The sequence below is a fragment of the Lentilitoribacter sp. EG35 genome (genome assembly GCF_040784015.1).
In the GTDB taxonomy this organism is placed as follows: Bacteria; Pseudomonadota; Alphaproteobacteria; order Rhizobiales; family Rhizobiaceae; genus Lentilitoribacter.
On sequence record NZ_JBFNGQ010000007.1, the window covers coordinates 1 to 14,599 of the forward strand.

Annotated in this window: 16 protein-coding genes and 1 pseudogene; 12 read left to right on the plus strand and 5 right to left on the minus strand. The window is 44.3% G+C overall.

Features of this window, described 5'->3' with window-relative positions:
- Positions 1 to 190: 190 nt before the first annotated feature.
- Together AB2J24_RS12775 and AB2J24_RS12780 are read right to left on the minus strand one after the other, a co-directional pair.
- Positions 191 to 1,003 (minus strand): annotated as a pseudogene (locus AB2J24_RS12775) (tyrosine-type recombinase/integrase).
- Between the two features lie 71 nt (positions 1,004 to 1,074).
- Positions 1,075 to 1,476, minus strand: a complete 402-nt coding sequence (locus AB2J24_RS12780; protein WP_367385739.1) for an Arm DNA-binding domain-containing protein — start codon at positions 1,474 to 1,476, stop codon at positions 1,075 to 1,077.
- Between the two features lie 624 nt (positions 1,477 to 2,100).
- On the opposite strand from AB2J24_RS12780, the gene hemA reads away from it, so the two are divergent.
- Together hemA and AB2J24_RS12790 are read left to right on the plus strand one after the other, a co-directional pair.
- Positions 2,101 to 3,315, plus strand: a complete 1,215-nt coding sequence (gene hemA / locus AB2J24_RS12785) for a 5-aminolevulinate synthase (protein ID WP_367385740.1) — start codon at positions 2,101 to 2,103, stop codon at positions 3,313 to 3,315.
- Positions 3,312 to 4,244, plus strand: a complete 933-nt coding sequence (locus AB2J24_RS12790) for an MBL fold metallo-hydrolase (protein WP_367385741.1) — start codon at positions 3,312 to 3,314, stop codon at positions 4,242 to 4,244. The genes hemA and AB2J24_RS12790 overlap by 4 nt, the downstream gene beginning before the upstream one ends.
- Before the next feature lie 9 nt (positions 4,245 to 4,253).
- On the opposite strand, the gene AB2J24_RS12795 is transcribed toward AB2J24_RS12790, so the two are convergent.
- From AB2J24_RS12795 to AB2J24_RS12805, 3 genes are read right to left on the minus strand one after another with little or no spacing between them, the layout of a single operon-like run.
- Positions 4,254 to 5,324 (minus strand): YeeE/YedE family protein, encoded by a 1,071-nt coding sequence (locus AB2J24_RS12795; protein ID WP_367385742.1) that lies wholly within the window; start codon positions 5,322 to 5,324, stop codon positions 4,254 to 4,256.
- Between the two features lie 33 nt (positions 5,325 to 5,357).
- Positions 5,358 to 5,711, minus strand: coding sequence for an ArsR/SmtB family transcription factor (locus AB2J24_RS12800; protein ID WP_162652119.1), 354 nt, complete (start codon positions 5,709 to 5,711; stop codon positions 5,358 to 5,360).
- Between the two features lie 12 nt (positions 5,712 to 5,723).
- Positions 5,724 to 6,119, minus strand: coding sequence for a transcriptional regulator (locus tag AB2J24_RS12805; RefSeq protein ID WP_367385743.1), 396 nt, complete (start codon positions 6,117 to 6,119; stop codon positions 5,724 to 5,726).
- Positions 6,120 to 6,225: 106 nt separating this feature from the next.
- On the opposite strand from AB2J24_RS12805, the gene AB2J24_RS12810 reads away from it, so the two are divergent.
- From AB2J24_RS12810 to AB2J24_RS12855, 10 genes are all read left to right on the plus strand, one after another.
- The gene (locus AB2J24_RS12810) at positions 6,226 to 6,960 is read left to right on the plus strand and encodes a cytochrome c biogenesis CcdA family protein (RefSeq protein ID WP_162652118.1); all 735 of its coding nucleotides are present in this window, start codon (positions 6,226 to 6,228) and stop codon (positions 6,958 to 6,960) included.
- A 38-nt stretch (positions 6,961 to 6,998) separates the two neighbouring features.
- Positions 6,999 to 7,553 carry a thioredoxin family protein gene (locus AB2J24_RS12815; protein ID WP_367385879.1) on the plus strand — a complete coding sequence of 185 codons (555 nt, stop codon included), beginning with the start codon at positions 6,999 to 7,001 and terminating at the stop codon, positions 7,551 to 7,553.
- Positions 7,554 to 7,672: 119 nt separating this feature from the next.
- A complete protein-coding gene (gene soxX / locus AB2J24_RS12820; protein ID WP_367385744.1) occupies positions 7,673 to 8,134 on the plus strand; it encodes a sulfur oxidation c-type cytochrome SoxX in 462 nt (153 codons plus the stop codon).
- A 14-nt stretch (positions 8,135 to 8,148) separates the two neighbouring features.
- On the plus strand, positions 8,149 to 8,604 hold the full coding sequence (gene soxY, locus AB2J24_RS12825; RefSeq protein WP_162652115.1) for a thiosulfate oxidation carrier protein SoxY: 456 nt from the start codon (positions 8,149 to 8,151) through the stop codon (positions 8,602 to 8,604).
- Between the two features lie 17 nt (positions 8,605 to 8,621).
- Positions 8,622 to 8,945, plus strand: a complete 324-nt coding sequence (gene soxZ, locus AB2J24_RS12830; RefSeq protein WP_162652114.1) for a thiosulfate oxidation carrier complex protein SoxZ — start codon at positions 8,622 to 8,624, stop codon at positions 8,943 to 8,945.
- 76 nt (positions 8,946 to 9,021) lie between these two features.
- Positions 9,022 to 9,852: a sulfur oxidation c-type cytochrome SoxA gene (soxA, locus tag AB2J24_RS12835; protein WP_367385880.1), complete on the plus strand. Its 831-nt coding sequence runs from the start codon at positions 9,022 to 9,024 to the stop codon at positions 9,850 to 9,852.
- A gap of 104 nt (positions 9,853 to 9,956) precedes the next feature.
- Positions 9,957 to 11,657, plus strand: coding sequence for a thiosulfohydrolase SoxB (gene soxB / locus AB2J24_RS12840; RefSeq protein ID WP_367385745.1), 1,701 nt, complete (start codon positions 9,957 to 9,959; stop codon positions 11,655 to 11,657).
- Between the two features lie 81 nt (positions 11,658 to 11,738).
- Complete coding sequence (gene soxC / locus AB2J24_RS12845) at positions 11,739 to 13,064, plus strand: sulfite dehydrogenase (protein WP_162652112.1); 1,326 nt, start codon at positions 11,739 to 11,741, stop codon at positions 13,062 to 13,064.
- Positions 13,048 to 14,190: a c-type cytochrome gene (locus AB2J24_RS12850; RefSeq protein ID WP_367385746.1), complete on the plus strand. Its 1,143-nt coding sequence runs from the start codon at positions 13,048 to 13,050 to the stop codon at positions 14,188 to 14,190. The genes soxC and AB2J24_RS12850 overlap by 17 nt, the downstream gene beginning before the upstream one ends.
- Positions 14,187 to 14,573, plus strand: coding sequence for a c-type cytochrome (locus tag AB2J24_RS12855; RefSeq protein ID WP_162652110.1), 387 nt, complete (start codon positions 14,187 to 14,189; stop codon positions 14,571 to 14,573). The genes AB2J24_RS12850 and AB2J24_RS12855 overlap by 4 nt, the downstream gene beginning before the upstream one ends.
- Positions 14,574 to 14,599 lie beyond the last annotated feature (26 nt).

The following is a 14,599-nucleotide window of genomic DNA, read 5'->3' on the forward strand; positions in this document are numbered from 1 at the left end:
GGCCGTAGCCGCAGCATTTGAACCTCAGTTAACCAGTAAAGATTGCTCATTATAAACTCCATCTTAGTCAATAAAATGAATCAGAGCTGATGTAACTTTGCAAGATAATTAATGGGTCCTGAGCCTAACTTTGAATCATGTTGAGCCATTTTTGAGTAGATTCTGAAGATTAGAGATGAGATCCGCAACTTCAGCCTGATCTATAGGTTCGGCTTGGTGTTTGGTGGGAGGTTTTTTTTGGTCCAGCCATCGCAGAGGATATGATAGCTGAGATGTTATCACTGGCTCTTTTAACTGGCATATCTGACAAATGAGCGTAACGCTGCGTTGTGCTGACTTCACGATGACCCAATATAGCACCGATAATAGGGAGAGATTGTCCATGCGTCGCTCCCACCGCAGCAAAGGAATGGCGCAGATCATGAATGCGCAGTTTTGGCATATTTAACTTTTGCCGTACTTTCCTCCAAATTTTCTCGATACCTTAATAATAAACTATACCTTCATTTCGCTCTGAGGGGAAAACCCAGGGAACTTCTAGCATGCGTGGTTGATTAGCAAGAATCTCAACTGCTGCTCGACCCAGTGGAATAATTTTTGCTCCGGTTTTACTATCTTCCAAACAAAGGCATGAATTGTTTGAATCAACTTCATTCCAACGGAGTGAAACAATTTCTCCTTTTCGCGCGCCGGTTAAGGCTAAAAGGCGTAAACAGGCAATACCAGTCGGACTGCCTCCTTCACTTTCAATTTCCGACAAAGCTTGGCCCAGAAGGTTTAAATCATCGAGTGACAGATAATTCTGATTAACGTTGTCCGGAAACTTTTTCACGCCACGAACTGGACTGAAGGTGACGAGGTCGCGTTCAAGTGCAAATGTGTAAATCGCACCCAGTAAACTAACGCATTTAGTAGCAGTACCTTTGCCGCCGCGAATAAGCGCTTTTCCATGTTTCTTTGTTTTGATTGTTCTCGCAGTTTTACCATCAGCAATATCACGCATGAATCTTTCAACGTCAGCTTTCCGCAATGCTCCGATTTGAATGCTGCCCAGTATTGGTTTGATATGTCTTCTTATTCGTCCTTCATCAATTTTAAGTGTAGAGGCTTTTTCGTTGCCGTGCCTTCGGCGAAATATAAATCACAGAGCTCGGCAATCGTCATTTGCTGACGAAGTGAATGTCGTCTTTGAGCGGGGTCGGAGCCCTCTACAACCTGACCAAGATTTTGCTGTGCAAGTTTTCTGGCTTCTTGGACGGTCAATACGCCATAGCGCCCCAGAACGATTTGCCGAATTGGAGCTTTTCTTCCGCCGCCAGGTCGATACCGCAAGATGAAGCTTTTGACTCCAGTTGTTTGAATTCTTAGGCCGAAACCTTTGAGTTCATCATCCCATATCGTGTAACGTCGGGATTTAGATGCAGCTGCATCAACAGATCGTTTTGTAAGTTTTATACTATTCTTGGTTTTGCTCATTTCATACTCCAATTCGGGTCATCACCTGGTCACCACCAGGAAAGAATTCGGAGGAATTTGGAGACAACTCTATCGTTTCTTAAAACAAGAAACAATGAATAGAAACAAATGGATATTCATAATTATCCATATATATCAATTGCTTAAATGGCGATCTCCGAAGGCAGAGGTCGCAGATTCGAATTCTGCCGGGTGCACCATTAACTTACTGATTTAGGTTGTGAAAATGCTTCTTTAGATCTCAATTTACCTATTTAAAGCTTGCGCAGTTCTAGCACAGGGACCACCAATGCTTTTTGGTGATGGTGTATGTGAAGGTCGAACAAAATGAATCCAACCAATAAGCTATATGGCATTATCTATGCTAATGACCCAAATAGTTCTATGTAAAATTGTAAAGAAAGAGCAATGAACACGTCGCAGGTGTTTAAGTGTTTCTCATTGCTTTTCGACTACTTCTTTGAGTGCATGGTCTAAAATACTATGGTTCTAAGCATGGCAAAGGTTCAAATTACCTGTGAATGTTAATTTTCCACTGTCCTGAAATTTCTAAAAAATATCTGAGATTGGGTTGACCTTTATCTTTAAAGTTTGCAGTTTGTTACAATACATAGGAAAAATCATATGCATTGTAATGAGCTTTTTGAACGCCAGTTAAGACAACTACATGATGATGGAAATTATCGTGTGTTCCGCAACATAGAACGCAAAGCTGGCGCATTTCCAACTGCTAAACTTCATCATAAAGAAGGCCCAGATGATATCACAGTTTGGTGTTCAAATGATTATTTAGGTATGGGGCAAAACCCTAAGACACTTGCTGCAATGAAAGCTGCACTTGAAGAATGTGGCGCGGGTGCAGGCGGAACAAGGAATATTTCTGGCACGAATAAGTATCATGTTGATCTTGAGAAAGAGCTTGCCGACTTGCATCAAAAAGAAGACGCACTTTTATTCACATCTGGCTATGTGTCAAATTGGGCGGCATTATCAACAATCGCTTCGCGAATTGACAATTGCATCGTATTTTCTGATGAAAAAAATCATGCGTCTATGATTGAGGGCATCCGTCATAGTCGTGCAAATTACGTTATTTTCAAACATAATGATCTCGAAGATCTTCGAAACAAGTTGGCAGATGTTGATCCCAATCACCCGAAATTGATCGCGTTTGAAAGTGTATATTCAATGGATGGGGACATTTCACACATAAGGGAAATTTGTGATCTCGCTGATGAATTTAATGCAATGACATATCTTGATGAAGTTCACGCGGTTGGACTGTATGGTCCGCGCGGCGGTGGAATCGCGGAGCGAGATGGGCTCATGGATCGAGTGACAATTATTGAGGGCACGCTTGGCAAAGCCTATGGTGTTATGGGTGGGTATATAACAAGTACGCGTGTGATTTGTGACTTTGTACGCTCGTTTGCGAGCGGCTTTATCTTTACAACGGCTTTGCCTCCGGCAATTGCGGCTGGTGCAAAAGCGTCAATTATGCATCTTAAAGCAAGCAACCTTGAGCGAGAGATGCAGAGAGATCGTGTGGCGCAGTTGCGTGCCGCACTAGACAAACGCGGAATTCCTCACCTTCTCAATGAAAGCCACATTGTTCCAGTTATGGTTGGCGATGCCAAGAAGTGCAAATATCTATCTGATATTTTACTGCATCAGTATGGTGTCTATGTTCAACCTATTAATTACCCAACCGTAGCGGTTGGAACAGAACGGTTACGCTTTACGCCATCTCCACTTCACAGCTCAACGGACATTGAGCATCTTGCAGATGCGCTCAGCGAGCTTTGGGCACAATGTGCGTTATCGAGGGCAGTGGCATGAGTCTTACGAATTTTACCCGACGACAGGTTTTGCAAACTGGTGTGGCTGCAACAGCCGCTGCGCTGATCCCAATGAGGAACTTGCAGGCAAAGATGATTTTACAATCTGGCGGAAAGAATATCAGCTCGTTAAGTGATGGAAATCTTTCACTGCCTGTTTCCTTTCTTTTCCCAGACATAGATAAGTCCGAGCTTGATCCATTCCTTGCTAAACACGGAATGAATAACAAAGCTTTAGAGCCAAAATGTAACCTAACATATGTTGAAGATGGTGATCGCAAAATTTTGTTCGATGCAGGTGCTGGAAGTAATTTCATGCCAAGTGCTGGAAAACTGATGGAATCATTTGACGCTGCGGGGATTGATGTGTCTGAGGTTACAGACGTGATCTTCACCCATGGGCATCCTGATCATCTGTGGGGTATTCTTGATGACTTTGACGAGATAACATTTCCAGAAGCCAATTTATATTTCCCGCAGGTGGAATGGGATTTTTGGACGAGCGAAGACGTAATTCAACAAATGAGTGACGGGCGAGAAGTTTTTGCCGTTGGCGCACAAAATAGGTTGGACGTGATGAAAGAACGCGTTCAGCTTTTTAATTCAGGTGATGAGGTCATTTCCGGTGTTGAGGCCTTTGATACATCTGGCCACACGCCTGGCCATATGGCATTTGTGATCCATGGCGCAAGTGATGATGAAAGCCTTATGGTTATAGGTGATGCGATTACCAACGATATTGTTTCCTTTGCCAAGCCATCGTGGCCGTTAGGCTCTGACCACGATAGCGAAAGGGGAATTGAAACCAGAGTTAGATTACTGGATCGGTTGGCACAAGAAAAGATGCAACTAATTGGCTATCATTTGCCCAATGGTGGGTTAGGTCGTGTAGAAAAGTCAGGCAATGCATACAAATTTGTTCAAGTCTAGCGAGGCGGGTTAGCGAAAACTAAATGCCGGCTTGATAGAACCTTCCAGCAACCATGCGAGGCCCATCTTTGCGCCTAAGCCGATAGATAGCATTGTGATAGGCGCCGAAATGGTCAGTAAAGATGCAGCACTAATGCCTTGGCCAATTGTACAGCCCAATGCTAACACGCCGCCAAAACCCATCATGGCAGCTCCTAATAGATGGCGGCCAAGTTCGCGTGCATCATCGCAAGCTTCCCATGTAACGTTATCTGCAGATCTTGCTGCGATTGTAGCGCCTATAACCACACCAAAAATCAGGCCAACACCATAGTCTGGTCCAACCCCGGTAAAAGTTGCAAACTGGAAAAGTGTGTCTCCAACTGGTGTGACAAAGCTCATTGACTCGATCTGTACATTTTCAAATGATACTTGCGAGGCATGCGATGTTACATACCAACCAAACGCGCAAATCATCCCAATTGTAACTGCGGTAACATAACCTTTTATCTCTGTGCGAAACCTAGCATCCTTTAAAACCCAATGCAGGGGAATGGCCAGTAAAATTAATGTCGTAAATAGTGATATATCTAACCCTGAAAACTTGTTGACAATTTCCGGGATTGACTGATTTTCAGCACCAAATAAACCAAGTTGAAAATTGTCTGTAAAACCAGCTCTAGAAAATCCCAACAACCCCCTTTGTGCCGATAAAGCTGTAATGCCCAGTATGAGAAGCGCAATAAAGCTCTTCAAACTGCCGCCACCAAGCCTGACTAAAGCGCCAAACCCGCAGGTGCCCACGAAAGCCATCCCAAAGCCAAACGAAAGACCACCAATGATTGCACCTAGCCAGCTAAAGTTAGGAGTTAGATAAAATGACTGCGAGATATCAACCATATCAAAATATATTAGGGTTTGGGTAAAAAAGGCTGCACAAATTGCTGCAAGAACCCATGTGCGTAACCCCGTTGAATTGTTACCGTACCAGTGAGATTCAAGCGCTGATAATGTGCAAAAGAAATTTCGTCGAGCAACATATCCAAGCAAAATACCGGCTAGCAAGCCGCTCAGTGGCAACATATAATTCCAGATATCCATATTTCGCACCCTCCCAAATGCAAGAATATTATATCATTGATTTTGATCAGGCCTCACTGGTGCGCAAAATAACCCATATAATTGTTCAATAATTCCACCAACTTCTGCGCTGGCTATGCTGTAGTAAATAATGCGACCTTCTCGACGTGTTGTTACAAGTCGGTCAAAACGCAAACGTGCAAGTTGTTGTGAAACCGCTGCTTGCGGCATAGACATGATTTCTTCAAGCTCTCCAACAGATTTTTCACCCTCCGACAATAAGCATAGGATAAGCAATCGCGTCTCATGAGAGAGCGCTTTTAGAAGCTCACTTGCCTTTTTTGCTTGTGCTAAAAGCTCCGCAAGTTCAGCGGGGCTTGCATTGGGGTCCAATTTTGGTAGTGCCATATTCGTTTTACCCTAGGAATTATCTTTACTCAGGCCTGAAGGATCAAGCAATTTATCCAGTACTTCATTTAATAAATACCAGAAAAATTCATCCCCTGTATATCCTCTTAACCTACCAATCTCAACTCCATTGGATACAACAATAAAAGTTGGTGTGAAGCGTTCCTTTTTTATGTTGGCTAAATCTTCAGGCCAAGGCTGGTGTATATTAACTTGCCGCAACGGTGCTTTTAATCCTTCACCTGTCTTTGGGTAGATGCTGCCTATTTCCTGATGCCAGCGCTGACACCATGCACAACCAGGCTGCTCCAGCATAATAAGTTCAGCAGCTCGACCGTCGGAAAACATAGCAATTAAAGCTGTGTAGCCGATGGCAAAATGCCTGAATATTTTGAGTTCCAGATGCATTTATATTTTCCCGTTGCGATTTTCAGATTTCAATATATAGTAAAATCCATATGTTTTCTATGCCTGTCCTGTAAAAACATAAACAAATACCTAGTGGGGAGAGAATATGCTTGATATTGGGATTGGCGGAGCAATTTTAGCGGGCCTATTGTCGTTTATATCGCCGTGTGTTTTGCCAATCGTACCGCCTTATTTGGCATATTTGGCAGGGATCAGTTTTAGTGAACTAAGTGATGATTCCATTAATAAAGGGACTGCCCGCCGCATATTCCTTGCGTCATTTTTTTTCGTTCTCGGATTTTCAACTGTCTTCGTAGCTCTAGGTGCAACGGCGAGTTTCATTGGACAATCAATAGCGCAACATTTCGATACGTTGGCCATTATCGCAGGTTCTTTAATCATCATAATGGGGCTTCATTTTCTCGGTCTATTTAAGATTGGTTTGCTCTATCGAGAAGCGCGTGTAGAGGTTAAGCGCGATAGTACAGGTTTTATCGGTTCCTATATTATGGGGCTAGCATTCGCATTTGGCTGGACCCCATGTGTAGGTCCGGTGCTGGCTGCAATTTTATTTGTTGCAGGTAGCGAAGGCACCGCTTTGAGGGGTGCGGCATTGTTGGGTGCATACTCATTAGGAATTGGTATTCCATTTATGCTCGCCGCGTTGTTTGTCGGCAGGTTTTTAAGCATCGTCAGCAAATTTAAAAAGCATCTGAGAAAGGTCGAAATCGCTATGGGTCTGCTTTTGGTGTTGACCGGAATTTTATTCATAACAGGCAGCATGTCACGTATAGCTCAGTGGCTGCTTGAAACTTTTCCCAGTTTCGCAACCATCGGATAGGATAAATTATGAAATATGTTCTTTGTTATTTATTTGTGATGTTCACTACTGTGAGCAACGCGCACGCCGGCACAATTGGTGAAGACGGTTTGCATAAGCAAGACTGGTTTTCACTCACATTCAAGGATGTCGCAGAAGATATAGAAACAGCGAGCGAAGAGGGGAAACGGCTCGTTATCATATTTGAGCAACGCGGCTGTATTTACTGTGCAAAGATGCACGAGGAATTATTGAGCGATCCAGAAGTGGCTGATTACATCAAGGCCAACTTTAATGTAGTGCAATTCAATTTATTTGGTGATGAAGAAGTCATCGATACCGATGGAGAAACCCTTACGGAAAAAACTGCCGCGAGAAAATGGGGCATAGTGTTCACACCTACAATGATGTTCTTGCCGGAAAGGACTGAAGAAGGGAAGACAGCTACAGATATTGCTGCTTCAAAGATGCCCGGTGCGTTTGGCAAATGGACATTCTTAGATATGTTTAAATGGGTTAATGAAAAAGGTTATGAAGGCGAAGAGCATTTCCAGAAGTATCACGCACGCAAAATCGAGGAAGCACGAGCGGCAGGTAAGCTTATCGTCGAATAAGTTTATTGAATACATTCAAAAAATGCAATTTATGCATTGATTCTGAATTCGATTAAGGTTAGCGTTCAATTGAGGAGTGGTGCGTCGGAGGGTCGCACCAAATTTTGGAGGAACAATCTATGATCTTTCGTAGAGGGGTGATTGCGGCAATTTTTTTGCTTGCCGGAACTTCGATATCTAACGCAGAAATTATAGCGCCGGAAAATGTAACCATTGTCGACGGCGAGGTTGCTATGTCGCTGACAGGTTCCGCAGGCAATGCAGAGGCAGGTGCGACTGTTTTTGGCAATAAAAAATTGGGTAATTGTCTGGCCTGTCATGCAAATAAAGACATGATCAAGCAGCTATTTCATGGTGATGTTGGTCCTGAGATGGATGGTGTTGCCGATCGTTGGGAGCCACAGCAATTGCGCGCAATTTTGGTTAACTCTAAGGCCGTATTCGGGGATGAAACTGTTATGCCAGGATTTTATTCTCTGGAAGTTGGTCAAGATGTCCGCAAAGACCTGATTGGCAAAACCATCCTGAGTGCTGAGCAAATTGAGGATGTAATCGCGTATTTAAGTACGCTGAAAGAATAGAAAAGGAAACGGCAATGAAACTTACACGCCGACAAGCTCTCACACTTTCTGCAGGCGCAGCAGCGTTCGCAGCCTCTGGTTTGAGCGTATCATCAAGCTGGGCAGGAGTCCAAGAAACTGAACAAGCTATATTGGCACTTACCGGTGGCAAGATGCCTGAAATGGGTAAGGTTACCTTAACAGCACCGGAAATTGCGGAAAACGGAAATACCGTTCCCGTTGGTGTGTCTGTCGACAGTAAAATGGTCGACGGCGATATGGTGGAATTCGTAGCAATTTTTGCAGAAGACAATCCTTCTCCAGATGTTGTGCAGTTTCACTTTACGGCTTTGAGCGGATCTGCAAGTGCAACAACGCGTATGCGTCTAGCAAGAACACAAAATGTTATTGCAGTCGCAAAAATGGCCGACGGATCAGTATTTATGGATAAGAAGCAGGTTAAGGTCACTATCGGCGGATGTGGCGGTTGATCTGAAGGAGAACGAGAATGGCATCTAAACCACGTGTAAAAGTACCCAAAACAGCCGAAGCTGGAGAGGTCATTACAATTAAAACGCTGATCAGCCACAAAATGGAATCAGGTCAGCGTAAAGATAAAGAGGGCAAACTTATCCCTCGTAAAATCATAAATAAATTCGAAGCAACGTTTAACGGTGTGCTCGTTTTTTCTGCCGATGTGCATGCTGCTGTTTCAGCAAATCCTTATGTTGAATTTACGGTTAGAATGAATGAATCTGGTACGTTTAAATTCTCTTGGACTGATGATGATGGCAGCGTCTACACCAGTGAGAAAGAAATAACTGTGAGCTAGATCTATCTAGGTCGGCGTTTGATAAGCGTCACATTCGGGAGGGAATGTTTTGAAAGTTACTATAAGCAAAATATTGATTGCTAGTGCTGCAGTCTTGGGAACTGTTTCAGCAGTGAATGCCGATCCTGTGGATCAGGAATTGATTATAGATGGTGAGATTGAAATGACGACTCTTACCAAAGCGCCGGAAGATCATCCGATGGATGAGGTTATTTCTGGTTGGAGATATAGAACCTCCGAAACGCGTGCTCTTCAGTCAGATAGTTTCGATAATCCAGGGATGTTACGTGTTGAAGAGGGCGAGGCACTTTGGAACAAGGTCGAGGGTAGCGCAGGTAAATCTTGTGCCAGTTGCCATGGCGATGCCGCTGAAAGCATGAAGGGTGTTGGTTCCAATTATCCTAAATGGGATGCAAAGAATAATAAGCCGATCAATATCGAGTTGAAAATTAATCAATGTCGCGAAGAAAACATGGGTGCAGAACCTTATGCTTTTGATAAAGGCGGCCAGAAGCCACTTACCGCATACATTAAAAATCAGTCTCTTGGAATGCCTGTTGCACTTGATCTAAGTGTTGGTGATATGCAGTCATGGTGGGATCGCGGCAAGGAAAAATACTATACTCGTACAGGTCAACTTAATTTATCATGCGCATCCTGTCATGAACAAAATGCCGGTAATCGCATTCGTGCTGATCACCTTAGTCAGGGGCAGCTGAATGGTTTTCCGACATATCGTTTGAAGCAATCTGATTTGGTATCAGTTCACAATCGTTTTAGGGGTTGTATTCGGGACACGCGTGCGGAGTATCCGGCAGCTTTTTCTGACGAATTGATGGCGCTCGAAGTCTACGTGACATGGCGTGGGACAGGGCTTTCAGTGGAAACACCAGCGATTAGAAACTAATTGGTTGGGCATCTTGCCCTTCCAATCAACTATATCCGCCGAGTATATGATGAATATCTATCTCGTTGGCTTGTCTATGTGTTTTTAAATTTGAGAGAATGAAAATGATTACTCGTCGTGATTTTTTGCAATACACAGCCATTGCAGGTGCAGCGCTCTCGGCATCTGCCGGATATTTAGGCAATGCAACACGCGCTCTTGCTCAGCAAAAAATCACACAGGATGACCTTCTCAAGTTTGATGCTAAAGGTAAAGTAACGTTGCTGCATATCACTGACGTGCATGCACAGTTAAAACCAGTTTATTTCCGTCCGCCAGATACAAATATCGGAGTAGGGGCTTTTGAGGGTATTCCGCCGCATTTGGTAGGTGAAACTTTTCTATCACATTTTGGCATAGACAAGGGTTCCCCGCTCGCTTACGCGCATACAATGGTCGATTATGTGGACTTAGCGCGTACGTACGGCAAGCTTGGAGGCTTAGATCGCACGGCAACCATCGTCAAAGCTATTCGCGCTGATCGCGGTGATGATAGCGTCTTGTTGTTAGACGGCGGTGATACATGGCAAGGCTCATACACATCATTAAAGACAAATGGCCAGGATATGGTCGACTGTATGAAACTTCTAAAGCCCGATGCGATGGTCGGGCATTGGGAATTTACATTTGGGCAAGATCGTGTGGAAGAGATTACCGATGATATGGGGTATCCATTTCTAGCGAGTAATATTTTCGATACGGAGTGGGACGAGCCGGTATTCGAGCATACTGCATTTTACGAAAAAGGTGGGAGCAAAATTGCGGTTATCGGCCAGGCAATGCCTTATACGCCAATTGCAAACCCGCGGTGGATGATACCCAATTGGTCTTTTGGAATACGGCCTGAGGTTATTCAGGAGAATGTTGATGCAGCCCGTACTGCTGGTGCAGATGTTGTTGTCTTACTATCTCATAACGGCTTTGATGTTGACCAGAAACTGGCAACAGTAGTGTCTGGTATCGACGTTATTTTGACTGGCCACACACATGACGCAGTTCCCAAAGCCATTGAAATCGGTTCCACTCTGGTTCTATCTTCAGGTTCGCATGGCAAATATTTGGGACGGGTCGACCTTGATGTTCAGGGTGGAAAAGTCGTCGATTTTTCATCATATCTGATACCAATATTTTCTGATGTCATAAAGCCAGATGCGGAAATGAGCGCTAAAATTGACGAAGTACGCGCTCCTTATGAAGCTGAGTGTAATCGCATAATCGGCAAGACCGAAGGATTATTATATCGCCGTGGCAATTTTAACGGTACGTGGGACGATTTGATTTGTGAAGGACTTATCGAAGAACGGGATGCGGAGATATCTCTGTCACCAGGCTTCCGTTGGGGAACAACCCTTCTACCCGGTCAAGATATCACGATTGATGATCTCTATAACCAAACAAGTATGAATTACCCAAGTGTCTACAGATTAGAATTCTCCGGTGCACAACTCAAGGAAATATTGGAGGATGTTTGTGACAACCTCTTCAATAAAGATCCGTTCTTTCAGCAAGGTGGCGATATGGTCCGTGTGGGCGGTATGGGCTATACATGCGCTCCAGCAAATGAAATTGGCAATCGGATAAGCAATATGACCTTGCTTAAAACCGGCGAATTATTGGAAGCATCGCGTAATTATGTGGTTGCTGGCTGGGCCTCGGTTAATGAGGGAGTTGAAGGACCCGCGATCTATGATCTTATGGAAGATTACATTACGAAAAAACAGATAATCAATATGCCGAAGAATGAAAGTGTGACGGTTGCGGGCTAATTGAGGATTGATGGAGAGGTTAAAATCACTTGATATATAGTGTTTTTTGAATATATTATATTTATCTTCAGGAGGACATGAATGCCGGACAAATATAATAATCACCTTCCACTCGAAAAGAGTGAAAAAACTGAGCAATTAGAAAACCCCAGCCGACGATCTTTATTGTCAAAGACTGCTTTGGCTGGCAGCGCCGCCGCTGCAACTAGCCTTTTAGCTTCCAACGGGACAAAGGCTGCGACGCCCGAACCGTTGATCACTGACGTACAGGATTGGAACCGGTATCTAGGAGATGGAGTGGATGCTGCGCCTTATGGTGTGCCTTCTGAATTTGAAAAAAATGTTGTTCGCCGCGATGTGGCATGGTTAACCGCCGATCCAAAATCATCAGTTAACTTTACGCCGCTGCATGAGCTGGATGGTATTATCACGCCAAATGGTTTGTGCTTTGAGCGGCATCATGGCGGTATTGCTGAGATTGCTCCTGAAGATCACCGCCTTATGATCAATGGTTTGGTAGATATACCTCTAGTGTTTACTCTTGAAGATATAAAGCGCTTCCCTCGTGAGAACAGAATCTATTTCCTTGAGTGTGCTGCTAACTCCGGGATGGAATGGCGTGGCGCTCAGTTAAATGGCTGCCAATTCACCCACGGTATGATCCATAATGTGATGTATACGGGCGTACCGTTAAAACATCTGCTTAATGAAGCTGGTATTAAGCCTGAAGGAAAGTGGTTGCTTGCAGAAGGTGCGGATGCTGCGGCTATGACGCGCTCTATACCAATGGAAAAAGCCTTGGACGATTGTCTTGTTGCGTTCAAGATGAATGGTGAAGCCCTGCGCCCGGAACAAGGTTATCCTGTTCGGCTGGTTGTTCCGGGCTGGGAAGGCAATATGTGGGTCAAGTGGTTGCGCCGTTTAGAAGTTGGCGATCAACCTTGGCATCATCGTGAAGAAACCTCCAAATACACCGACCTTTTGGAAGATGGAAAAGCCAGACGGTTTACGTGGACGATGGATGTTAAATCAGTCATCACAAATCCAAGCCCCCAAGCGCCGATTACTCATGGAAAAGGCGCAACCGTTTTAACCGGTGTGGCGTGGTCAGGGTATGGAAAAATCAAACGTGTCGACGTCTCTATCGATGGTGGCCGCAACTGGAAAACGGCCCGCCTAGACGGACCAAGCTTTGATAAATCGATGCATCGTTTTTACCATGATTTTGACTGGGATGGCTCTGAGTTATTTTTGCAAAGCAGGGCGATTGATGAAATGGGAAATATCCAGCCTACGAAAAACGCATTGCGAAAAGAGCGCGGTGTAAGTTCTATCTACCATAACAATTCTATCCAAACCTGGCATATTAAAGCCGACGGGAGTGCTGAAAATGTTGAAATTTCTTAAACCAAGCATTCTTGCTCTAGCATTATTTTTGTCGGCAGTCGGGCTTGCAACAGCGCAAGATGCGGCAAAAGGCGAGAAGGTTTTTAAAAAGTGCAAAGCTTGCCACGCAGTAGGTGATGGCGCCAAAAACAAAGTTGGACCCCAACTTAATGATGTCTTTGGAAGGGTAGCCGGGAGTATTGAAGGTTTTAAATATTCCAAAAATATGAAAATTGCTGGTGATGAAGGATTGGTTTGGAATGATGAAACAATGCATCAGTTTCTAACGAAACCAAAAAAAATGATCAAAAAAACCAGAATGTCATTTGCAGGTCTCAAAAAACAAAAAGACAGAGACAATCTTATAGCATATTTAAAAACATTCTCATCTGAGAGCACAGAAACCGCTGGGGAAGAAGCTCCAGTTGTAGAACCCGTAACGGAAAAATCGAACGCCGCGGATGAAGTTGGAAAACCAGAACCAGCGACCGAAGTTGCAACAACAACAACAGCAACAGCGGCAAAAGATGTGGTGGTGCCAAAACACGGTATATTTCATCTGGGACGTAAAGCTCTAGATGCGGAGATTTCTGCATGGGATATAGACATTCGGCCAGACGGTAAAGGTTTACCCGAAGGTAAAGGAACCGTCGCGCAAGGTGAGCCGATCTACACTGATAACTGCGCTGTTTGCCACGGTGATTTTGGTGAGGGTAAAGATCGATGGCCTGTATTGGCGGGCGGTCAGGATACACTAACCGAAGAACGTCCAGAAAAGACGATCGGTTCATATTGGCCCTATCTATCCACTGTGTTTGATTATGTAAATCGAGCCATGCCATTTGGCAATGCCCGTTCATTATCCAATGATGACGTTTATGCATTAACGGCCTATCTTCTTTACCTGAACGACATCGTCGATGATGAGGAGTTTGAACTTTCAAAATCCAACTTCGGTGAAATTCGTCTACCCAATGAAGAAAATTTCATTGCCGATAATCGCAATGACGAACCGCAATATTCTATTGCAACAGAGCCTTGCATGAAAGATTGCCAGCAGGGACTTGCGCAAGTGACCATGCGTGCACGCGTACTAGACGTGACGCCAGATGCCGATGTGGATGATGGCGCTGGGTCGATAGAATGATAGTCAACCAAGTGTTTGCCGTTTTGAAAAATAGCAGCATAGCACTTGTTTGGTTGGCAATAGCGCTGGCTGGTGTAACTGTATTTGCGAAGGCAATGGATGAAGTCGATATCGATAGGCTCTCACGGGCGGCGAACCAGATAAAGGGTGATGTTGAATATGGCGAATATCTATCTGGTGAATGTGTCACTTGTCATCAAATCAGTGGCGAGGTTGATGGCATACCGGCAATTGTGGGTTGGCCAACGGATAGCTTTATATACGCTATGTTTGAATACAAACATGACCAGCGAGAGCACTTAGTAATGAACACTATTTCGAAGAGGTTAAATGACGAGGAATTGGCTGCACTTGCAGCCTATTTCGAAACTATCGAACCGTAGTTCGGGTCGATTAACATGGGAGGAGT

Coding starts and splice junctions, on each gene's coding strand:
- AB2J24_RS12780 (WP_367385739.1), bottom strand. CDS start 1,476: ATGAGCAAAACCAAGAATAGTATAAAACTTACAAAACGATCTGTTGAT.
- hemA (WP_367385740.1), top strand. CDS start 2,101: ATGCATTGTAATGAGCTTTTTGAACGCCAGTTAAGACAACTACATGAT.
- AB2J24_RS12790 (WP_367385741.1), top strand. CDS start 3,312: ATGAGTCTTACGAATTTTACCCGACGACAGGTTTTGCAAACTGGTGTG.
- AB2J24_RS12795 (WP_367385742.1), bottom strand. CDS start 5,324: ATGGATATCTGGAATTATATGTTGCCACTGAGCGGCTTGCTAGCCGGT.
- AB2J24_RS12800 (WP_162652119.1), bottom strand. CDS start 5,711: ATGGCACTACCAAAATTGGACCCCAATGCAAGCCCCGCTGAACTTGCG.
- AB2J24_RS12805 (WP_367385743.1), bottom strand. CDS start 6,119: ATGCATCTGGAACTCAAAATATTCAGGCATTTTGCCATCGGCTACACA.
- AB2J24_RS12810 (WP_162652118.1), top strand. CDS start 6,226: ATGCTTGATATTGGGATTGGCGGAGCAATTTTAGCGGGCCTATTGTCG.
- AB2J24_RS12815 (WP_367385879.1), top strand. CDS start 6,999: ATGTTCACTACTGTGAGCAACGCGCACGCCGGCACAATTGGTGAAGAC.
- soxX (WP_367385744.1), top strand. CDS start 7,673: ATGATCTTTCGTAGAGGGGTGATTGCGGCAATTTTTTTGCTTGCCGGA.
- soxY (WP_162652115.1), top strand. CDS start 8,149: ATGAAACTTACACGCCGACAAGCTCTCACACTTTCTGCAGGCGCAGCA.
- soxZ (WP_162652114.1), top strand. CDS start 8,622: ATGGCATCTAAACCACGTGTAAAAGTACCCAAAACAGCCGAAGCTGGA.
- soxB (WP_367385745.1), top strand. CDS start 9,957: ATGATTACTCGTCGTGATTTTTTGCAATACACAGCCATTGCAGGTGCA.
- soxC (WP_162652112.1), top strand. CDS start 11,739: ATGCCGGACAAATATAATAATCACCTTCCACTCGAAAAGAGTGAAAAA.
- AB2J24_RS12850 (WP_367385746.1), top strand. CDS start 13,048: ATGTTGAAATTTCTTAAACCAAGCATTCTTGCTCTAGCATTATTTTTG.
- AB2J24_RS12855 (WP_162652110.1), top strand. CDS start 14,187: ATGATAGTCAACCAAGTGTTTGCCGTTTTGAAAAATAGCAGCATAGCA.